17 protein-coding genes and 1 riboswitch are annotated in these 21,319 nt (G+C 35.3%); all 17 genes read left to right on the top strand.

Annotated elements, in window-relative coordinates; translation table 11 throughout:
* Nucleotides 1-282: 282 nt before the first annotated feature.
* On the top strand, nucleotides 283-762 hold the full coding sequence (locus tag HP569_RS09485; RefSeq protein ID WP_182200933.1) for a DinB family protein: 480 nt from the start codon (nucleotides 283-285) through the stop codon (nucleotides 760-762).
* A 186-nt stretch (nucleotides 763-948) separates the two neighbouring features.
* A riboswitch (SAM riboswitch) is annotated at nucleotides 949-1,051 on the top strand.
* A 159-nt stretch (nucleotides 1,052-1,210) separates the two neighbouring features.
* Entirely contained in the window at nucleotides 1,211-1,396 is a 186-nt protein-coding gene (locus HP569_RS09480) for a YezD family protein (protein ID WP_182200932.1), read from the top strand.
* Nucleotides 1,397-1,554: 158 nt separating this feature from the next.
* A complete protein-coding gene (locus HP569_RS09475; RefSeq protein WP_182200931.1) occupies nucleotides 1,555-3,396 on the top strand; it encodes a bifunctional homocysteine S-methyltransferase/methylenetetrahydrofolate reductase in 1,842 nt (613 codons plus the stop codon).
* A 24-nt stretch (nucleotides 3,397-3,420) separates the two neighbouring features.
* Entirely contained in the window at nucleotides 3,421-5,709 is a 2,289-nt protein-coding gene (gene metE / locus HP569_RS09470; protein WP_182200930.1) for a 5-methyltetrahydropteroyltriglutamate--homocysteine S-methyltransferase, read from the top strand.
* A gap of 240 nt (nucleotides 5,710-5,949) precedes the next feature.
* Nucleotides 5,950-7,035, top strand: a complete 1,086-nt coding sequence (locus HP569_RS09465) for a hypothetical protein (protein ID WP_182200929.1) — start codon at nucleotides 5,950-5,952, stop codon at nucleotides 7,033-7,035.
* 153 nt (nucleotides 7,036-7,188) lie between these two features.
* Nucleotides 7,189-7,845, top strand: coding sequence for a type 1 glutamine amidotransferase domain-containing protein (locus tag HP569_RS09460; RefSeq protein WP_182200928.1), 657 nt, complete (start codon nucleotides 7,189-7,191; stop codon nucleotides 7,843-7,845).
* A 203-nt stretch (nucleotides 7,846-8,048) separates the two neighbouring features.
* The gene (locus HP569_RS09455; RefSeq protein WP_182200927.1) at nucleotides 8,049-8,951 is read left to right on the top strand and encodes a riboflavin kinase; all 903 of its coding nucleotides are present in this window, start codon (nucleotides 8,049-8,051) and stop codon (nucleotides 8,949-8,951) included.
* A 32-nt stretch (nucleotides 8,952-8,983) separates the two neighbouring features.
* A complete protein-coding gene (locus tag HP569_RS09450) occupies nucleotides 8,984-9,520 on the top strand; it encodes an NADPH-dependent FMN reductase (RefSeq protein ID WP_182200926.1) in 537 nt (178 codons plus the stop codon).
* A gap of 134 nt (nucleotides 9,521-9,654) precedes the next feature.
* Nucleotides 9,655-10,293, top strand: a complete 639-nt coding sequence (locus tag HP569_RS09445; protein ID WP_182200925.1) for an FMN-dependent NADH-azoreductase — start codon at nucleotides 9,655-9,657, stop codon at nucleotides 10,291-10,293.
* 175 nt (nucleotides 10,294-10,468) lie between these two features.
* Nucleotides 10,469-11,665: a DUF4317 domain-containing protein gene (locus HP569_RS09440; protein WP_182200924.1), complete on the top strand. Its 1,197-nt coding sequence runs from the start codon at nucleotides 10,469-10,471 to the stop codon at nucleotides 11,663-11,665.
* A gap of 83 nt (nucleotides 11,666-11,748) precedes the next feature.
* Nucleotides 11,749-12,465: a VCBS repeat-containing protein gene (locus tag HP569_RS09435; protein ID WP_182200923.1), complete on the top strand. Its 717-nt coding sequence runs from the start codon at nucleotides 11,749-11,751 to the stop codon at nucleotides 12,463-12,465.
* 112 nt (nucleotides 12,466-12,577) lie between these two features.
* The gene (gene mscL / locus HP569_RS09430) at nucleotides 12,578-13,090 is read left to right on the top strand and encodes a large conductance mechanosensitive channel protein MscL (RefSeq protein ID WP_246367065.1); all 513 of its coding nucleotides are present in this window, start codon (nucleotides 12,578-12,580) and stop codon (nucleotides 13,088-13,090) included.
* A 90-nt stretch (nucleotides 13,091-13,180) separates the two neighbouring features.
* The gene (glgB, locus tag HP569_RS09425; protein ID WP_343051115.1) at nucleotides 13,181-15,076 is read left to right on the top strand and encodes a 1,4-alpha-glucan branching protein GlgB; all 1,896 of its coding nucleotides are present in this window, start codon (nucleotides 13,181-13,183) and stop codon (nucleotides 15,074-15,076) included.
* Nucleotides 15,077-15,097: 21 nt separating this feature from the next.
* Nucleotides 15,098-16,261 (top strand): glucose-1-phosphate adenylyltransferase, encoded by a 1,164-nt coding sequence (locus HP569_RS09420; RefSeq protein ID WP_182200922.1) that lies wholly within the window; start codon nucleotides 15,098-15,100, stop codon nucleotides 16,259-16,261.
* A gap of 10 nt (nucleotides 16,262-16,271) precedes the next feature.
* Entirely contained in the window at nucleotides 16,272-17,378 is a 1,107-nt protein-coding gene (gene glgD, locus HP569_RS09415) for a glucose-1-phosphate adenylyltransferase subunit GlgD (protein ID WP_182200921.1), read from the top strand.
* A gap of 23 nt (nucleotides 17,379-17,401) precedes the next feature.
* Entirely contained in the window at nucleotides 17,402-18,832 is a 1,431-nt protein-coding gene (gene glgA, locus HP569_RS09410; protein WP_281366451.1) for a glycogen synthase GlgA, read from the top strand.
* Between the two features lie 43 nt (nucleotides 18,833-18,875).
* Entirely contained in the window at nucleotides 18,876-21,287 is a 2,412-nt protein-coding gene (locus HP569_RS09405) for a glycogen/starch/alpha-glucan phosphorylase (protein WP_182200920.1), read from the top strand.
* The last annotated feature ends 32 nt before the right edge of the window (nucleotides 21,288-21,319 follow it).

Genomic DNA, 21,319 nt, shown 5'->3' with positions numbered 1-21,319 from the left:
ATGAACAAAATAGAAAGGAGTAAGTTAGCGAAATTTGTAATAAAGTTAATATATTTTTAGTCTTCCATCACGAAAAAAAGTTCAATGATGTTAATAAGTGATTTTAGATGTTTTCGACTTAGTTGATTTGTTTTTAAAAGACTATTATCTAAGTCTTTTATTAAACTTATTTTATTATGTTAAGTAGATATTTCTCTATGTATTATCATGCTATACTGAAAACGAAATCAAAAATTAAGTTGAATTAGGCAGAGTATGATAAAAAATTAGGAGGAGATGTTAATGCATGCTAACGATATATTCATCTTGCAGTTTGAGGAAATTAGAAGTAGAAGTATAAGAATATGGAAATCGATACCTGAAGAAATGTTAAATTGGAAACCTGATGAAAATGCTCTTACTTGTGCTGAAATAATTAGACATTTATTACAAGCTGAGTTTCTCTTTCATCAAGTGCTACTCGGTAAAGGTGGTCATGCTCTAGTTGATTTGTTTAATCCTTTTGAGAATAAAGAATTCATATCAGTAGATGATGAACTTGAATTCGCTCAATCGTATCGTAATGAATTCTTAGCATATATTAAAACAATTTCAACGGAGGATTTAGACAATATAGAAATAGATTTATTGGAAGCTGGGGGCTATAAAAAAAATTTAGGAAGCATGTTATTGCGTATTGCTTATCATGAATCAGTTCATACGGGCCAATTGTTAAATTATATGAGAACAATGGATATTGAACGACCAATGATTTGGGATTAACCTTCTATGCGAGAAGATTTTCTAATAGTCAAGAAAAGATCATTAAGCAAGAAATAATTTAAATATACAATAAATTAATAATTTAACAGAATAATTTAATTTTTTTAAAAAATAATTACGTTTTCTAGTTGACAATCCATAAATTAAAGTGTAAAGTAATGTTTACAATTTAAGTAAAACTGAATTTTCTTATCCAGAGAGGTGGAGGGACTGGCCCAACGAAGCCTCGGCAGCAGACTTTTTTAGTACTGTGCCAATTCCAGCAAGCTTTATGCCTGATAGATAAGAAGAGATATAGATGCATACATCCGTCCTCTTCTTATATTTTATAGGAAGAGGACTTTTTATGTTGCATCTTTTGATCACATTTATCCCTCGAGGCATAAGCTTTGCAAGTTAATAAACATGTAAAACTTGTACTTAAAATTTTAAAAAGGGGAGATGAGAAATGAGTAAGCTTGATCAAGAGAAGCTAGACTATTTAACTCAAACGTTGCAAAAGATTGATTTTGGGTCCATTGTTCTTACTGTCCATGATGGAAGTATTACGCAAATTGATTCAACGGAGAAAAGGCGGTTCCCAAAACAAACGGAACATGTGTCCAAAAGAGAGCGGAAACTACAGACAAAATAAATGATTTGCCGATTAGACAACTAAAGGCATCTTCCATTCTATCCAATCATAAGATTGATAGGGTGTAAGGTGTCTTTTTTTAGATAGATCATAAAGATATGAATCTATTAGTTAGAACAATCATGTGAAGCATACACGATAGTGGAGGTGAAGTGAGTTTGGATTTATTAACAGCTTTAAAAGAAAGGATTTTGATTGCTGATGGAGCGATGGGGACAATTTTATATTCCCATGGTGTGGATCCAAGCTTTGAGGAGCTAAACCTTACGCATCCTGCTCAAATTCAGCAGATCCATGAAGCTTATATCCATGCGGGAGCAGATGTGATTCAAACAAACACATATGGTGCGAATTATATTAAATTAGCACGATACGGTTTAGAAGAACAGGTAAAAAAAATCAATCAAAAAGCAGTTCGAATTGCTAAGAAAGCAAGTAATGGGCGTGCATATATATTGGGAAGTATAGGTGGAATTCACGGCACCAAAACAATAGTAGAATCTGAGGAAGAGATTAGGCGTAGTTTCAGAGAACAACTATATTGTCTGCTTTTAGAAGGCGTAGATGGGCTACTTTTAGAAACGTACTACAATTTTGATGAATTAGTTACGGTGTTGAATATTGCGCGTGAAGAGACAGATTTACCGATTATCACGAATGTTTCCATGCATGAAACGGGAGTATTGGAAAATGGTATGCCACTCTCAAGAGCTTTAAAAGAGTTAGAGGAGCTTGGTGCTGATGTCGTTGGTGTTAACTGTCGATTTGGACCATCACAGATGATTCGATCATTAGAATCTGTACCATTATTAGATCATGCTGTGTTAGCCGCTTATCCGAATGCTAGTTTACCATCCTATCGAGATGGGGTTCTCTATTATAAAAATGAACCATCCTATTTTGAAACGTGTGCAGTCGATCTAAGAAATCAAGGTGCTCGTCTTATCGGTGGATGCTGTGGGACGACACCAGAACACATTAGCGCGCTTGCTAGGGGAAGGAAAGGACTCAAGCCGCTTACAAACAAAGCTGTTGTACCAGAGAAGATAAACATTCTTTCACAACGAAAAAAAGAAGAACAAACATTAGCCGATAAAGCTAAAAGTCAAAAAACAATTATTGTTGAATTAGATACACCCAGGCATTTAGACCTTTCTGAATATATTCAAGGGGCAAAGGCATTGAAGAAAGCAGGAGCAGACGCGATCACACTTGCAGATAACTCACTAGCAAGCCCTCGAATTAGTAATATGGCGGTGGCAACCATCTTACAAAAGCATGATATAAAACCACTCGTTCATTTAACGTGTCGCGATCGAAATTTAATTGGTCTACAGTCTCATTTGATGGGTCTGCATACACTTGGCTTGACAGAAATATTAGCGATAACTGGAGACCCAACAAAGATTGGTGACTTTCCTGGTGCGACTTCTGTGTTTGATGTCAATTCATTTAAACTAATTGAATTAATTAAGAAGAGTAATAACGGTATTTCTTTTTCAGGTAATACATTAAGAGAGAAAACTGCTTTTCAAGTAGCTGCTGCTTTTAATCCAAATGTAAAGAACATAGAGAAGGCTGTAAAGCGACTAGAAAGGAAAGTACAAAGCGGAGCGGACTATATCTTAACACAACCCATTTATAGTCCAGAAGCAATTGTTGAATTAAAACAAGCAACCGCTCATATAGATGTTCCTATTTTTATAGGAGTGATGCCATTAACATCAGCTAAAAATGCGGAGTTTCTCCATAATGAAGTACCAGGAATTAGATTAACTGATGAAGTGCGAGAACGAATGAAGGCAACTGGTTCAAATCGAGTGGAATCAACCATCGAGAGTATTGCAATATCAAAAGAATTAATTGATGTGGCATTGGAGCATTTTAACGGAATTTATTTAATTACTCCATTCATGAGATATGACATATGTGTGGAGCTTGTAAAATATATTCATGAAAAAACAGGCATAACAATCAAAGCAGAAGAAGTGACAACATAACAAATATATTGGAGGAGAATTGCGATGACAAACATTAAAAGTTCAAACTTAGGCTACCCAAGAATTGGAGAGAAGAGAGAATGGAAGAAAGCACTTGAAGCATACTGGAATGGAAAAATAACAGAAGAAGAATTGATTCAAACAACGGAGGATATACGTCTATCCAATTTACAGAAACAGAAAAATCAAGGGATTGATTTAATTCCTGTTGGCGATTTTTCCCTGTATGATCATGTATTAGATACTTCAGTTGGATTTGGGGTTGTACCGAAGCGATATAACTACAATGGAGGTAAGGTAGATATTGATACATACTTTGCAATCGCACGTGGTGTGGATCAAGTCATCGCATCAGAAATGACAAAGTGGTTTAATACAAACTATCATTATATCGTACCTGAATTAAATGATGTGAAGCCTTCACTTGTAGAAAATCGAGCACTTAAATACTATAAAGAAGCGAAAGAAAAGCTAGATATTGATGGAAAGCCAGTTATTTTAGGTCCAATCACTTATTTGAAATTATCGAAGGGTTTTGATGACAGCCAGTTTAATGAGTTAGTTGATGCATTCTTACCTTTATACGTACAAATTTTACAGGAGCTAGCGGATGCTGGTGCAACATGGATTCAAATAGATGAGCCAATTTTCGCAACTAAAGTAGGGGGAGATGTATTAGAAGTAACTGAAAAAGTGTATCAAACTTTTGCAGAAGAAGTGCCAGGATTGAATGTTATTTTTCAGACTTACTTTGAAAAAGTGTTTCACTTTGAAAGAATTAGTAAGCTTCCAGTAAAAGCTATTGGGTTAGATTTCGTTCATGGTGATTCATTGGAGCTGTTAAAAACATACGGTTTTCCGAAAGATAAAACACTTGTCGCAGGGGTAATTGATGGGCGTAACGTGTGGCGTGCTAATCTAGAAGAGAAGTTTACTATTCTAGAGTCGATTAACTATTTTGTAAGTGATAATCAATTAATTATTCAGCCGTCCTCTTCTTTATTGCATGTACCTGTGACAAAAACATTAGAACAAAAATTAGATCCGATTATTTTAGGTGGGTTGTCCTTTGCAGATGAGAAGCTACAAGAAGTTGTGATTTTAACGAAAGGGTTGAGAGAGGGACGTGCAGCAATTCAGGAAGAAATAAATGAGGTTAACTCGGCATTAGACAAATTACAAGCTACTTATCGATCGAACGATGCAGTTAGAAGCAATGTCGATCGTTTAACGGAAGCAGATGCGGAGCGAAGTCCAGATTTTTCAACACGAATTAAACAACAGCGTGAACATCTAGCCTTGCCGTTGTTGCCAACTACAACGATCGGAAGCCTGCCTCAAACACCTGATGTAAGAGCTACACGCACAAAGTGGCGTAAGGGTGACATAACAGATCAAGCGTATGAAGCATTTGTGAAAAATAACATTAAACGTTGGATTGCATTGCAAGAGGAATTAGATCTTGATGTGCTTGTACACGGGGAATTTGAGCGTAATGATATGGTGGAATATTTTGGGGAAAAATTTAATGGATTTACCGTAACGGAATATGGTTGGGTTCAGTCATACGGATCAAGATGTGTTAAACCACCACTCATTTTCGGAGATGTGTCATGGGATAAACCAATTACAGTGAAGGAAAGTGTGTATGCCCAATCATTAACCGATCGACCGGTGAAAGGCATGTTAACTGGTCCAGTGACGATTCTAAATTGGTCATTTGTTCATGATACAACGCCACGATATGAAATAATGAAACAAATTGCACTGGCATTACAAAAAGAAATAGAAGCATTAGAAGCAAATCAAATTAAAATTATTCAAGTTGATGAACCAGCATTACGTGAAGGTTTACCTCTAAATTCTGCAAAATGGGATAGCTATTTAAATGAATCAGCATATGCTTTCCGTTTAGCTACTGCAACGGTTGAAGCTGATACACAAATTCATACACATATGTGCTATTCTAGTTTCGAGGATGTCTTCGATTGCATTGATGCTTTAGATGCGGATGTTATTTCTATTGAAACATCTAGGAGTCATGGTGAGCTTGTCTCTACCTTCGAGGATAACACGTATGCAAAAGATATTGGTTTGGGTGTTTATGATATTCATAGTCCACGTGTACCGTCAATTGAAGAATTGAAGGAGAATATTAACCGTGCATTACGTACGATTTCACCAAAGCAGTTCTGGGTTAATCCTGACTGCGGATTGAAAACTCGTAAGGAAGAAGAGACAATCCAGGCGCTTAGAATAATGGTTCAAGCGGCAAAAGAAATAAGAACGGAACAACTAGCTATCCAAAAATAATGAGAGAAAGGCGTCCTAATTGATATGGGCGTCTTTTTTCGTGTGTAATGTGTATAAATACACATCTAAGACAATAGATACAGCATAATGGAAAACTTTAATTATAAAATGTTTTTGAAATTAAATTGATAATATTTACAAAAATATATAATTTAAATGGTAAATATGGTATTTTAGTTATATAAATAGACTAAAAAATGACAAGAAGTATACTATATACCCAGGACTTGGAGGAGAAAAATGAGACGAGTAAAAAAGAAAACGGTTATTATAATTTTAATTTTTATAGGTATTGTAGTGTTAGGAGGTACAGCTTATGGAGTAGTACAATCTAACAATTTGAAAGAGGCAAAATTAAAAATAGAAGAAGAACAAAACACATTAGATACGATTTCGTTAACCTTAGCGTCATATCAAACAGAAGGTGGCTATTTAACAGATGACGCAACAACGAACAATATAGAAGAGATAAGAAATTCTATACATTCAATAAAAGATTCTTATGCTGATTATCAGGTAAAGAAGGATGCAATAAAGAATGAAATTGAAGCTATCAAGGCGGATAAGAAGGCTATTGAAGAACAACTAAATGAGCTAGGTAATAAATTAGAGTTACAAACAGCTATAAATGCTCTGTATACAGACCGAGTTCTTTCAAATGAAGGATACAAAGAGGTTGCTATCATTAAAAATCTTACGGATTCCGATTTGTCCAATGTAGAGAAATTAGCACTTAAGAAGAAGAATGATGATAATTTTTACAAAGCGGTTACAGACGCGGTGGTAAAAGCCAAGGGTCAATTAGATCAAATTAAAAATGCTGAAGGTAAGGTTTATGACTTAATTGAGGACGAAAAGGTTGTTGAGAAGGCAGATCGTAAAGGTTATGAGCTTGTAAAGACAGAAGTAGATAAAATTAAAAATAAAGAAGTCGTAAAGCAATTCAATAAGGATTTAGCTATAGTTTTAAAGGAAGTGGAAAGGAAAGAGGCTGAAGCTAGACTTAAAGCGGAGGCAGAGGCACAAGCACAAAAGCAGTCACAACAAAGTAGTAACAACTCTAGTAAGAGCAATAACACTGGTGATAATAAGAATAGCAGCAGTAGTCAAAACCCTAGCAATGGTAATAAGAAGTCTAGTAAAGAATCTGGAGGGGATAGTAGTTCAAAGGGTTTTTGGAAAGATGGCTATTGGATTGTGGAAGAAACAGAGATCGAGTACATTGGAGAGATTCTAAATGATGATGGGACACCTAATGGGGGTTACCTTGAGGGTGGAGAGTTTGAATTGAGCAGGGAAGACTATTGTAAAATGCTAGGGTGTTAGTATTTTGTAATGCTTTTGAGAGATTAGTTGAAATATGAAGCCAAATCCCTTTATTAACTTAAATACACATAACAAACAGATCATTTTAAAAATTAAAAAGAAACTACTAGAATAGAACATGTACATTTCCAAATATCTTAAGGAGGAATGAACATGTCTAAGAAAATATTGATGGTAGTGACAAACCATACAACAATTACTGAAAATATGAAAACGGGTCTTTGGTTAGAGGAATTTGCCGTTCCATATTTGGTATTTAAAGAACAAGGTTATGAAGTGAAAGTGACGAGCATTTCAGGTGGAGAAGTAGCACTGGATCCGAACAGCGTCCAAGATAACCCTGAATGGAAAGAAGCGGAAGCATTACTTAAAGATACAGAAAAGCTGTCAAAGGAAGATGCTTCTGGATTTGATGCTATCTTTCTACCAGGTGGGCATGGGACAATGTTTGATTTTCCAAACAATGAAACACTTCTTTATGTGCTGCAACAATTCGCTGAAGCAGATAAAGTAATTGGGTCTGTATGCCACGGACCAGCAGGATTAGTAAATGCCACTTATAAAGATGGTACACCGATCGTAAAAGGTAAGAAAATATCTGCATTTACAGATACTGAAGAAAAAGAAATGCAACTAGATGCATACATGCCATTCATGCTAGAAACAGCATTACGTGAAAAAGGTGCAGATTTTGTACAAGGTGAAAAATGGGCAGACCATTCCATCCGTGATGGTAATTTAGTAACCGGTCAAAATCCACAATCAAGTAAAAGTACTGCTGAAAAGCTAGTTGCTAGTTTAGAACAGTAAATGTTTAAATGAAGAGAAGGATAGCAAAGCCCGATTGGATAAACGGTGCCATTTGCTATCCTTCTATTTATGTTAAGTCCTATCTCTTCTTACTTTTTTTTGTAATTATCAAGGTCACAAACAGCCTTTTAATTTGTTTTTTATTTAGCATATAGTAAGATAGGAAGCAAATCATATTAATTTATACGGTAAAGAGGGTTACTATGGAGTTTATCGAAATCACAAAAAAATCTCAGACAGAACCATCATCACATACATTAGTTATTGGTTGTTTCTATATTTTTCATAAAGGAAAACAGCACGTATTGGAAACAGCGAATCAATTAATCAAAGGTACACAAGAAAAATTAGTTGTTATAGATTTAAGTCTTTTTCTAACAGCACAGCTAGTAACACCAGAGAAAACAATGCATCAATTATTGAAGCAATATGATGTAAACACTTACGGGCAATTATTTCCTGAAGAAGGAAAAACAATGGAGAATACTATTGCGGATGTACTAGCTGAGTTAACGATTAGTCACATCGTAATTGATCAAGAATTAATTGATAATGGTACTATTTCAAATGATTTACTTCAGAAGTTCAAACAAATGACTACACAAGTAAAGATAGTTTCTGGAGTGAAAATTAATGAACAGACAGTCACAGATGAGATGATATATGATTTAATAACGAATGGTCGTGTAGAACAAGTACAAGGATTGTTGAATCATCCATACACGGTTGTCGGTAAAGTAGTTCATGGTGAAAAATTAGGAAGACAATTAGGTTTTCCAACACTTAATTTGGCAGGGGTCGAGCAATATGTGATGCCAAAGCCAGGAGTCTATTTTGGAACGGTTGGGATACATAAGGATCATGTCATTACAGACTATTACAACGTATTAATTAGTGCAGGCTATCGTCCGACAGTTAATGGACAAGGATACTTAATTGAAGCGCACATTTTGAACTACGCTGGGGATCTTTATGATCGCACGGTTTCTGTTTCATTTCTACATTTTATGCGAGAAGAACAGGATTTCTCAGATTTAGATGCATTAATTAAACAAATGGAACAAGACAAGAAAGATGCAGAACGTTTCATTTCTATCTCAGATTAAATAATTTTTTATATAAAGTAGGTGTAATATATATGAAAATAGTAGGAATTTCAGGAGCATTAGCTGGATGGAAAACCAATGTAATGGTTCATCATGTATTAGAAGCAATGAAACAAATAGATCCTAATGCAGTAACAGAATTAATTGACTTACGCGATGTTGATGTAGAATTTGCTAGAGGAGAGCCATTGGCTTTATATAATGATGATACCTTTCAAGTGGTTAATAAAATAATCGAAGCAGATATTGTTATTTTTGGTACACCGATTTATCAAGCATCTATTACAGGTGCTTTGAAAAATTTACTTGATCATTTACCAGTCAATGCTTTAAAACAAAAGGTAACCGGAATTGTTACAACAGGATCAGTTGATAAGCATTTTCTTGTATCTGAATATCATTTGAAACCTGTGCTTTCTTATTTAAAAGGTTTAGTCCCAACGATATCAATATTTGCACATAGTGATTCATTTAATGACGTAAATGAAATTATTGACGCATCACTCATGGATCGAATTGATGCACTTGCTGCAGAAGTAATCCAACTTCAAGAAGGCATAAATAATTAGCACAAAACAGTAAATAAAAGGATAGGACAAAATACTTGCTTAACCCTTTCACTTTCTACATAATAGGGCATGTGTGTAAAAATACTTACTAACTTATATAGTAGAAAAAGTGTAAAATGGGGGACGAGAAAAAGATGAACATATTAGTAGTAAAAGCAAATAACCGACCTGCTTCAGAAGCAATATCAAGCAAGATGTATGAGGCATTTATGGAGTCTACAGCAGATCTAAATGTGAAAACATTTGATGTTTTTGCAGAGGACATGCCTTATTTTGGTCAAGATTTATTTGATGCATTTGGTAATTTGCAAAACGGTCAAGAATTAACAGAAGTGCAACAACGTATATTAGCAGCGAAGCAAAAGGCCAAAGATGCGGTTATTGCAGCAGACTTAATTGTGTTTGCTTTTCCATTATGGAATCATACTATTCCTGCAAAAATGCAAACATTTATGGATTATATTTATGAAGCAGGATTCGCATTTAAATTTGATCAATCAGGGACTTTACATCCATTATTGACTGATAAAAAAGCAATTCTTCTAAACGCGCGTGGAGGAATGTACAATACTCCAGAGACAGATCGCTTAGATATGGCTGTAAATTATATGCGCAATATCTTAGGTGGCGTTTTTGGTATGGAAATCATCGATGAAGTGATTATCGAAGGCCACAATGCAATGCCGGATAAAGCGGAAGCGATTATTACAAAAGGCATTGAGCAAGTAAAAGCAGTAGCAGAAAAATTAGCAACTAATCAAGTTGCAAAATAATTAATACAGAAGCCCTTGATACAGATCAAGGGCTTTTTACTATTTATAATGTTTTATAAAAGAAGAGAGTTTAAATACTATTCTACTTCTCTAAAAAATATACCTGCTAGATATGTTAAAATGAATTGTTCGTATTATTTTATACTATTTAAATCGTTTAGGAGCTGTGTTATAAATGAACAAAAAAGATCTTGCTGCTTTTCGCAGACAATTTAAAGTAGATAACGATGCATTAAAGATTTCGGATATTTATAATGTGTATATCATGAAGGAATCAGATGAAATTTATCATCATCAAAGTCAACCTTTCGAAATGCTGGAAAGAGAACAACAAGAGCTGTTTATGACGAACTTTAAGAAAGTATTAACCGGGCAATTAGATGAGAAGCTTTTTGAATTACGCTTTGATTCGAAGGCTGAAAATAGTAGTCAACTCATTTTACATAAGGCATTGCTTAGTGAACGTGCGGAAGATTGGAAGGAACAAATGCTAGCACTTGTTGAAAAGATGCTCAAGGACAAAACGTATGATATGGATATCGTCATTACATTTATTCGTGGGGAATATTTGAAATCTAGCAAACGTAAAAATGATGAAAATGAGGACAGTGATTTCGATCCTGTTTATTCTCACCCGTTCATTTTATCTAGTGTGAATAAAACACAAGATCCAAGAAAGGAATTGTTGTTTGATTACGTTGAAAAAGAATTTAAATATAATATTGTAGTTGATCCAGTTATTAATCTGAATGCGCCATTGAAAGGATTTTTGTTCCCGTGCTTTACTAATTACACGGCTGATGTGAATCATGTCCTTTATTCAACTGGAAAATCGAACGAACTAGACATGCATTTCGTTGAAGATGTGTTAAACGCAGATGAGTTTATGACTGCAGAAGAAGACAAAGCTGTTTTTGAAGAAATTGTAAAGCATGTAACAGATAATAAAATTAATACGACCACACTTTCTAACGTGTATGAGGAAATTAATCGTACGATTGAAGAGAATGAAGAAGATGAAGAACCTAAACTTGATTACAAGGATGTAGAGCAAGTATTAAAGATGAGTGGGATCGAGGATGTCAATACAGAGAAGGTAGAAGCAGCGTTTCACAACGTAATAGATGATAAATCATACGAGCTAAAGGCAAGTAGTATTTTACCAAAATACCAATCAAAATCGATAAAAATAAAAACAAAGGTAGCAAATATAGCAATTAGTCCGCAAGATTTAAAATATGTTAGACAGGTAGACTTTTTTGGTAAGCGTAGTTTATTAATTGAAATTGAAGAGGATACAGTAATTGAAGGATTTACGATGATACCTGAAGCGTTCACTACAAAAGATGGTTCGATAACTGACGAGGAGTAGTTCACTGGTGTTTGACACATATCGGTACGAAAGCCCATAAGATATACAGAAGCATGTATGTCGAACAGGAAAAGAGGGGCTATATGTATCAATCAAGTATGAACCAGGTACCTAGTCTAGTTACTTATGCTGTTGGAGATGTAACGGGTGATGGTGTATTAGATTATGTTTATTTGACGGCAATAAAAACAGATAATAGTCCATATTTACATCGAATTACTTTATTTGTTCAAGATGGTCGGACTGGCGCTGTTTGTAGTGTTGTTTTACCTGAAGATAGTGGATATGAACCTACCTTGTTTTTAGGAGATTTTACTGGAGATCAAGTGGACGATATTTTTATTAGTGTTGCTACAGGAGGCAGTGGTGGGGTATATAATCATTACATTTACTCATTTGCTTCATACTCACCACGGTTGTTATTTGATTCCGCGTTATATAACCAGCAGTATCAATATGAAGTAACCTATCAGGATCAATATAAAGTTTCTGTTCTAAGTGAAGAAAATGGATTGCGATATATTATTGATATTTCAACAAGGGATCAAAGCTATCTAAATGAAATATATGATGAAGCAGGGAAGCTCAAGGAACCAATCACCGGTTTTGTTAACCCACTAAGCGGTATGTATGCTGTGGATTTTGATTATGATGGCGTCTATGAGCTATTATGCTATCAAAAAATAGCTGGCAGATACAATGCAGATGGACTAGGCTATGTCATGAATACGTTAGGATGGCAAGCAAACCGATTTATTTTAGAAAGACAAAATGTAGCGATTTATGGTACAGAAGAATGAGGAAATGGGACATTGGGGTCAGACCCCAATGTCCCATTTTGTGTTCATAGCATGTACATTGCAGGCATAGTTATAGGTAAGGGAGCTTACAAAGGGGTTGGTTTCGATCGGTTTGTTTAAGGAATTTCGTTTGTTTATTTTGAAGAGTAGTGCTGCGGAGGTAGGGATTGGTCTCGTTTTAGGTGCAGCTTTTAGTAATGTTGTTGATTCGCTTGTTTCAGATGTCCTATTACCGCCTGTTGGTGTTTTTTTAGCTAAAATGAATTTTTCTAATATGTTTATCACATTAGGCGGCGGAAGTTATCAATCACTGCAAGAAGCGGAGCAGGCAGGTGCAGCTACCATTAATTATGGTCTGTTTATTACAACGTTCATTCGGTTTGTAATCGTCGTATTTATTATATTTTTAGTAATTAGACAAATGAATCGTTGGAAAAAGCCAGATCAGCATCCTATTGATGCAATGACAAAAAAGGATTGCCCATATTGTCGGATGCCAATTCCTTCACAAGCAATTAAATGTCCAAATTGTTCTTCTAGTCTGAAGGTGGATTCGAAAAAAGAAGAAACGCTCAATCCTAGGTTGCGTTTAAACATAAAGAATAACAAAAAGCGAATCGGTTAGACGTAAATCATGTTCTATTTATAGAAAATACGCATGTTTTATTATCCCACACATATAATGATTTGTAATAAAAAAAGAAGGGGTGAGTAAGTGGTAGTTGATCTAGCAATGGAACAGGAAATCGAGCTTTTTCATCGAGGTGATTTCAAATATAGCTATCGCCTATTAGGTGCGCACGAAGATAGCCGAGATGGAGAAAATGGCATTCGTTTTATCGTGTGGGCACCACATGCAGCTCAAGTCAACATCGTCGGAGATTTTAATCAATGGGATAGTCAAAATCATAAAATGAAAAGAATAAATGATCATGGCCTTTGGTATCTTTTTATCCCGAAGCTTGAGAAAGGAATAATATATAAATACGAGATAATTACTAGTCAAGGTAGGTTGCAATTGAAAGCAGACCCATATGCCTTTTCTAGTGAATTACGTCCTAATACAGCTTCTGTTGTGCATCCAATCGAGGAGTATAACTGGAAAGATGATACTTGGATGAAGCAAAGAAAAGAAACGAATGTGTATGAATCACCATTATCTATTTATGAAATGCATTTAGGTTCTTGGGAATATATTGAACGGGAGAAATATTTTACATATAGAGAGTATGCGGAGAAAGTTATTCCTTATGTAAAAGATCTAGGGTACACCCATATTGAATTAATGCCAATCAACGAGCATCCATATGATCGTTCTTGGGGCTATCAATTAACAGGATATTATGCAGTAACTTCTCGGTACGGCACGCCAGAAGATTTTCGTTATTTTGTTGATTGCTGTCATCAACATGGTCTCGGTGTGATATTAGATTGGGTGCCCGGCCACTTTTGTAAGGATGATCATGGATTACGACAATTTGATGGAGAAGCTTTATATGAATATAAAGACCAAAGAAAAGCGGAGAATTATTCATGGGGAACATTAAGCTTTGATCTTGGTTGTCCAGAGGTGCAAAGTTTTTTAATTTCTAATGCGATTTACTGGTTAAAAGAGTTCCATTTGGATGGATTACGTGTCGATGCAGTAGCGAGCATGCTGTACTTGGATTATGACAAAGAAAGTGGACAATGGGAGCCAAATATATATGGTGGACGAGAAAATCTTGAAGCGATTGGTTTTTTAAAGAAAATGAATGAAGCAATCTTTGAAGAAGTGCCAGATGTGTTAATGATGGCTGAAGAATCTACCACTTGGCCGCTCGTAAGCTATCCTACTTATGTTGGTGGATTAGGATTTAATTACAAGTGGAACATGGGATGGATGAACGACATTTTAAGATATATGGAGATGGATCCAATCTATCGACAGTACCATCACCACCTGATTACATTTTCCATGATGTATGCTTTTTCCGAAAATTTTGTGTTACCTATTTCACATGATGAGCTTGTTCATGGAAAGAAATCTTTGCTAAATAAAATGCCAGGTGACTATTGGCAGAAATTTGCTAATCTCAGACTGTTTTTAGGCTATATGTTTACCCATCCTGGAAAAAAACTATTATTTATGGGGTCAGAATTCGGTCAATTTGACGAATGGAAAGACATGGATCAACTGGATTGGAATCTGTTGAATTTTGATTCCCATCACCAGATAAGTAATTACATGAAAAAGCTACATCATCTATATAAACAATATCCTGCATTATGGGAATTAGATCATAAGCAGGAAGGCTTTACATGGATTGATGCAAATAATTATGAACAAAGTGTGATTTCTTTTATTCGTAATGATAAGGAGGGCGCTGAGCCACTAGTAATTATTTGTAACTTCACACCGGTTGTCTATCATGATTATAAAATTGGTGTTCCTAATGAAGGGCGCTATCAAGAGGTATTTTCTAGTGACCTAAGTGATTTTGGAGGTTCTGGACAGTTGAATAACAGGAAGATAACAACAATTAATACACCTTGGCATAGCCAAAATCAGCATATAGAAATGACGATTCCGCCATTAGCAATTAGTATCCTAAAAAACGTATCGTCATAAATAACTAAGGGGAGTGGCCGTATGAAGAAAAAAGAGTGTGTAGCAATGATATTAGCTGGCGGTCAGGGTACAAGACTGCAATCATTAACGTACGATATTGCCAAACCAGCCGTTTATTATGGCGGAAAGTACCGAATTATTGACTTTACTTTAAGTAATTGTACGAATTCTGGTATGGATACGGTAGGTATACTTACACAATATGAACCACATGTACTAAACGATTATATTGGAATTGGCTCCGCTTGGGATTTAGATCGTAACTATGGTGGAGTTTCCTTACTACCTCCCTATATGCAATCTAAAGGCGGTGATTGGTACAAAGGAACAGCAGACGCAATCTATCAAAATATAAAATACTTAGATAACTATCAACCAGAGCATGTACTAATATTGTCAGGTGACCATATTTATAAAATGGATTATGCAAGAATGCTAGAATTTCATCAATCTAGTCAAGCAGACGTAACGATTTCTGTGATTCAAGTACCAATGGAGGAAGCAAATCGTTTTGGGATTATGGATACAGATGAAGTTGGAAGAATTGTTGACTTTGAGGAGAAGCCATCCAATCCAAAAAATAACCTTGCTTCCATGGGTGTATATATATTCCGTTATGACGTATTAAAAAAATATTTACTTGCTGATGCAAATAATTGTCAGTCCTCGCATGACTTTGGTAAGGATATTATTCCAACCATGCTTGCAGATGGGAAGCAATTAATGTCATATACCTTTGATGGCTATTGGAAGGATGTTGGTACGATTCAAAGTTTATGGCAAGCGAATATGGATTTATTAGAAGATGTATCCGAATTGAATTTACATGACTACAAGTGGCGTGTTTACTCAAATAACCCAAGTTTACCTGCGCAATTAATTGGTTCATCTGCAAAAGTGAAAAATGCAATGATAGGGGAAAATTGCCATATTCATGGGAAAGTAGATCATTCTGTTTTATTTTATGGGGTAGATGTAGCAGAAGATGCTGTCATTACCGACTCTATTATTATGCCAAATGTCAGTATCGGAAAGGGCGCAAGAATTCATCGCGCAATTGTCATGGAAGGAAATGTGATTGCAGAAAATAGTGTAATTGGCGACCTCTTAAACGATGGAGAGATTGAAGTTTACGTTGGTAGTAATAATAAAAAAGATCAAAAATATGTAACTATGATGAAATAGGAGAGATGGTATGAATCGTATTGCTGGAATAATTAATTTAGATCAAGAGATTGATAGTATGAATGAATTAACCTACTTCAGGTGTATGGCGGCTATTCCATTTGGAGCAAGGTATCGAATGATTGATTTTACGATATCAAACATGATTAACGCCAATATCGATTCAATTGCAATTTTTGCTAGGAAGAAATATCGCTCGTTACTTGATCATTTAGAACAAGGAAAAGCATGGGATCTTGATCGACAGCATGGTGGACTATTTATTTTACCTCCTGATTGGAATGACCCAACTGATATATCTAAAGGAGAACTACAGCATTTTCATAACCATATTGATTTCATTCATCGTGTAAATGCAGATTATATTGTTGTTTCTGGCTCACAGCATATTTGCAATATAGACCTTCAAGCTGTTTTAGAGGAGCATATTGAAACGAAAGCAGATGTTACAGTTATTTATAAGCATATGAAGCAACTAGATTCAGAGCATCATTATACAAAAAAATTAACCGTAGACGAAAATAATCGAGTCGTTGAAATAGATTACGCAAGAGAGAATCCACATGTATATATGAACATGTATATCATGAAAAAAACGGCATTATTAAAATTTATTGAATTATCGATTGAAAAAGGGTATACAAACTTATTTAAGGAGGCAATCAAACCAAACTTGTCCTCTTTACATGTGCATGCCTATCAATACAAAGGGGCACATGCTTTTATCCATTCTGTTGAAAGTTATTACCGTAATAGCATGCGATTATTAGATGATAATTTTTATGATTGTTTATTCCAAACAGAAGCTCCGATTCGCACGAAATTAAAAAATGAAGCACCTGCGACATATTCCGAAAACGCGCATGTAGAACGTTCCATGGTTGCCAACGGCTGTCATATTTCTGGGGATGTGAAGAATAGCGTGTTGTTTCGTAGTGTGAAAGTAGGAGAAGGTGCTTCAATAGAAGATTCAATCATTATGCAACGATGTGAAATTGCTCCTGATGCAGTATTAAAACATGTCATTTTAGATAAAGAATGTACGATCTCTAGTGGTCAAGTATTGATTGGCACAAAAGAGAATCCATTTGTTGTAGCAAAACGGCAAAAGCTTTAATTGAAAAAAAGGAGTAAATTATTGTGAAAATTTTAATGGTTGGCTCAGAATGTAGTCCTTTTGTTAAATCAGGCGGTCTAGCTGACGTATTAGGCTCACTTCCGCAAGCATTAAGTAAGCAAGGTGCGGAAGTGAGAGTTGTATTACCGAAGTATCAAGAGATGTCTGATGAATGGAAGAAACAATTGTCTTTATTAGGTACATACCGTGTTCAGCTTGGCTGGCGCAATCAATATGCAGGTATTGAGACGCTAAGCTGTAATGGTATTACCTTTTATTTTATAGATAATGAATATTATTTTAAGAGGTCTAATTTGTATGGTTTTGGTGATGAGGCTGAACGGTTTGTGTTCTTTAACCGGTCCATTTTTGAAATGTTGCGAATCATTGACTGGATTCCTGATGTTATTCATTGTCATGATTGGCAAACAGGATTAATCCCGTTATATTTGCATACACATTATCAAAATGATCCATTGTTTCATAAGATAAAAACGATCTTTACTATTCATAATTTAAAATACCAGGGAATTTTCCCGGCTTCGATTTTACATGAGCTCATGGACTTAGATCATCACGTAATGCATGAAGATGGTGTTGAATTTTATGGGAATATTAATTTCATGAAAGCGGCTTTGAATTACGCAGATAAGATTACAACAGTGAGTGAAACGTATGCTGAAGAAATTAAAACGGATTATTATGGTGAGAAATTAGATGGTGTTTTAAGAAAAAAATCTAATCAACTCACCGGCGTGATTAATGGTATAGATACTGCCTTATACAATCCTGCAACAGATAAAGCCATTACAACAAATTATGAACAATCTTTTAATGAAAAACTGAAGAATAAACGTGCATTACAAGAACAACTAGGGCTTCCTGTTAAAGCGTCTATCCCGTTAGTTGGTATTGTTTCAAGACTTGTGGAGCAGAAAGGCTTTGACCTTGTAGCAAGAATAGCTGACGAGTGGCTTGCGCATGATGATGTGCAATTAGTCGTTTTAGGTACTGGAGATTATGCTTATGAGTCACTATTCCGGAATTTACAGTACAGATATCCGGAAAAGGTATTTGTAGTTATTGATTTCAAAGAAACGCTGGCAAGACAAATCTATGCAGGTAGTGATCTGTTTTTGATGCCATCGCGCTTTGAACCATGTGGTATCGGACAATTATTAGCACTTAGATATTTATCTGCTCCAATTGTTCGTGAAACTGGTGGCTTAGCAGATACTGTATTGTCATTTAACGAGGAAACAGAGAAGGGAAATGGCTTTACTTTTAAAAATTTTAACGCCCACGATATGTTATATACGATTCGCCGCGCACTCTCAATTTACCAGAATAAACAACAATGGCATCAGCTCGTAGCAAACATGGCTAATAGTAATGTGTCATGGGATTTTGCTGCAAAGAAGTATTTAGAAATATATCAATCTACTGTTAACTGAGCGGATGTTGCATGTAGCATAAGGGGTATTGGGGGATAAAAGTATGATTCAAGAAAAAGAAAGATTCAAACAATTATTTTTAACAGCATTAAATCATACGACAGGTAAACAAGTAGAAGAAGCTACAGATCAAGACGCGTATGTTGCATTAAGTACAGTTTTATCTAATTATATACAAGAAAAACACCAAGATTCTGTGAAACAAGCAACATCAAAACAAGTATATTATTTTTCAATGGAGTTTTTAATCGGTGGATTGCTACAAACACATTTGAGTTATTTAACATTAGAAGAAGACGTAACAGAAGTTTTACAGGAGCTAGGCTTTTCATTAGATGATATAAAGGCTTGTGAGCATGATCCTGGTCTTGGTAATGGTGGGCTAGGAAGATTAGCTGCATGCTTTCTAGATTCGTTTGCTTCATTAAACTTATCTGGTAATGGAGTAGGACTTAGGTATCGTTACGGTTTATTTAATCAACGATTGGAAAATGGAAGACAATTTGAATTACCTGACCATTGGTTGAGTGAAGGATATGTATGGGAATTTCGAAAACCTTCAGAAGCAGTTGAAGTGTCATTTGGCGGGCAAGTAGAATCATCTGTTAAAAATGGCAAACTTCAATTTGAACTGGAGCATGCAGAAATAGTGCGAGCCGTTCCATATGATATCCCCATCTTAGGATATCAAACTGATAAAGTGAATACATTACGACTATGGGCTGCTGAGCCAACATCAGATCAAGTTTTAGAAAAAGCAAAATATGAAGATTTTGGCTCGGAAATGCTAACTTATCAACGGAAACTAGAGGCGTTAACAGATTTTCTTTATCCTGATGATTCAACAGACGATGGAAAAATACTTCGCTTAAAACAAGAATACTTTCTTGTTTCTGCTGGAATACAATCGATTTTGGCTAAATTTGAAAAAAGGAAGTTAGCATGGTCAAACTTACCTAACTTCCTTAGTTTCCATATTAATGATACACATCCTGCATTTTTAATCCCTGAATTGATGCGTATTTTAATGGATGAAAAAGGTTTAAGTTGGGATGACGCATGGGAAATTACAACACAATCTGTCTCTTATACCAATCACACAACACTTCAAGAGGCGCTAGAAACATGGCCAGAAAATTGGGTGAAAGTATTTCTTCCACGAATTTATATGATTTTAGTCGAGATGAATGAGCGTTTTTGCCAACAGATGTGGGAGAAGTATCCCGGTGAATTTGATCGAATCGCACAACTAGCTTTAATTGCTGACGGTCAAATTAAGATGGCCCATGTAGCTATTGTAGGTAGTCATTCTATTAACGGTGTAGCGAAATTACACACGGAAATATTAAAGAAAAAAGAGATGCGCTTATTTTACCAAGCGTATCCAGACCGATTTAATAATAAAACGAATGGTATTTCTCATCGAAGGTGGCTAATGCTTGCGAACCCATATCTTACGAAGCTTATAACAGAAGCGATTGGTGATGAATGGTTGCAATCTCCTAAACAATTAATAAAACTATTGGATTTCCAAGAAGATTCTATTTTCCTTGAAAAGTTACAACAAGTAAAACTCCATAACAAACAATTACTTGCCAATTATGTGCAAAAAGAGCAAGGAATTGTGATTAATCCCAATGCTATATTCGATGTGCAAGTAAAGCGAATCCACGGATATAAACGACAATTGCTTAACATCCTGCACATTATTTATTTATATCGTGAACTAAAAAACGATCCAAACAAATCTTTTCCACCAAGGGTATTTATCTTTGCTGGAAAAGCCGCTCCAGGCTATTATTTTGCCAAGCAGATCATTCAATTAATTGATACCGTTGCTAAGATTGTAAATCAAGATCCTATTGTGAAAGAAAAATTACAAGTCGTTTTCCTTGAAAATTTCTCTAATCAACTAGCAGAAAAAATCATTCCTGCTGCCGATGTAAGTGAACAATTGTCCACTGCAACAAAAGAAGCTTCAGGTACAGGGAATATGAAAATGATGATGAATGGAGCACTTACACTTGGAACAATGGATGGTGCAAATATTGAGATATTCGATAAGGTAGGCAAGGGAAATATTTATCCGTTTGGCCTATCTGCAAAAGAGGTATTACATTTTCAGCAATCAAACGAGTATGTAGCTAGGGACATCTATCATACAGATGATCGAATACGCTATGCTGTTGATCAATTAGTGAAGGCTGAAGATTTTCTGGAAAATGAGGGGCTGTTCCACGATGTTTACCATGCCTTAGTCACTTATAATGATGAATATTTTGTATTAAAAGATTTTGCTGATTATGCCAAACAGCAAGCAAGAATAAGTAATGAATACCAAGAGAGAAATAAATGGACTCAAAAAAGTTTAATAAACATTGCCTATTCTGGACAGTTCTCGAGTGATGATACGATTGCCTCTTACGCATCTGATATTTGGGATTTAAGGGAATAGCGATTTGATAATGAACGATTTTAAGTGAGGGG

The sequence above is a fragment of the Paraliobacillus salinarum genome (genome assembly GCF_014083865.1).
Taxonomy (GTDB): Bacteria; Bacillota; Bacilli; order Bacillales; family Amphibacillaceae; genus Paraliobacillus; species Paraliobacillus salinarum.
Note: the sequence above shows the minus strand (reverse complement) of the source record. Positions and strands in the feature narration are given on the sequence as shown.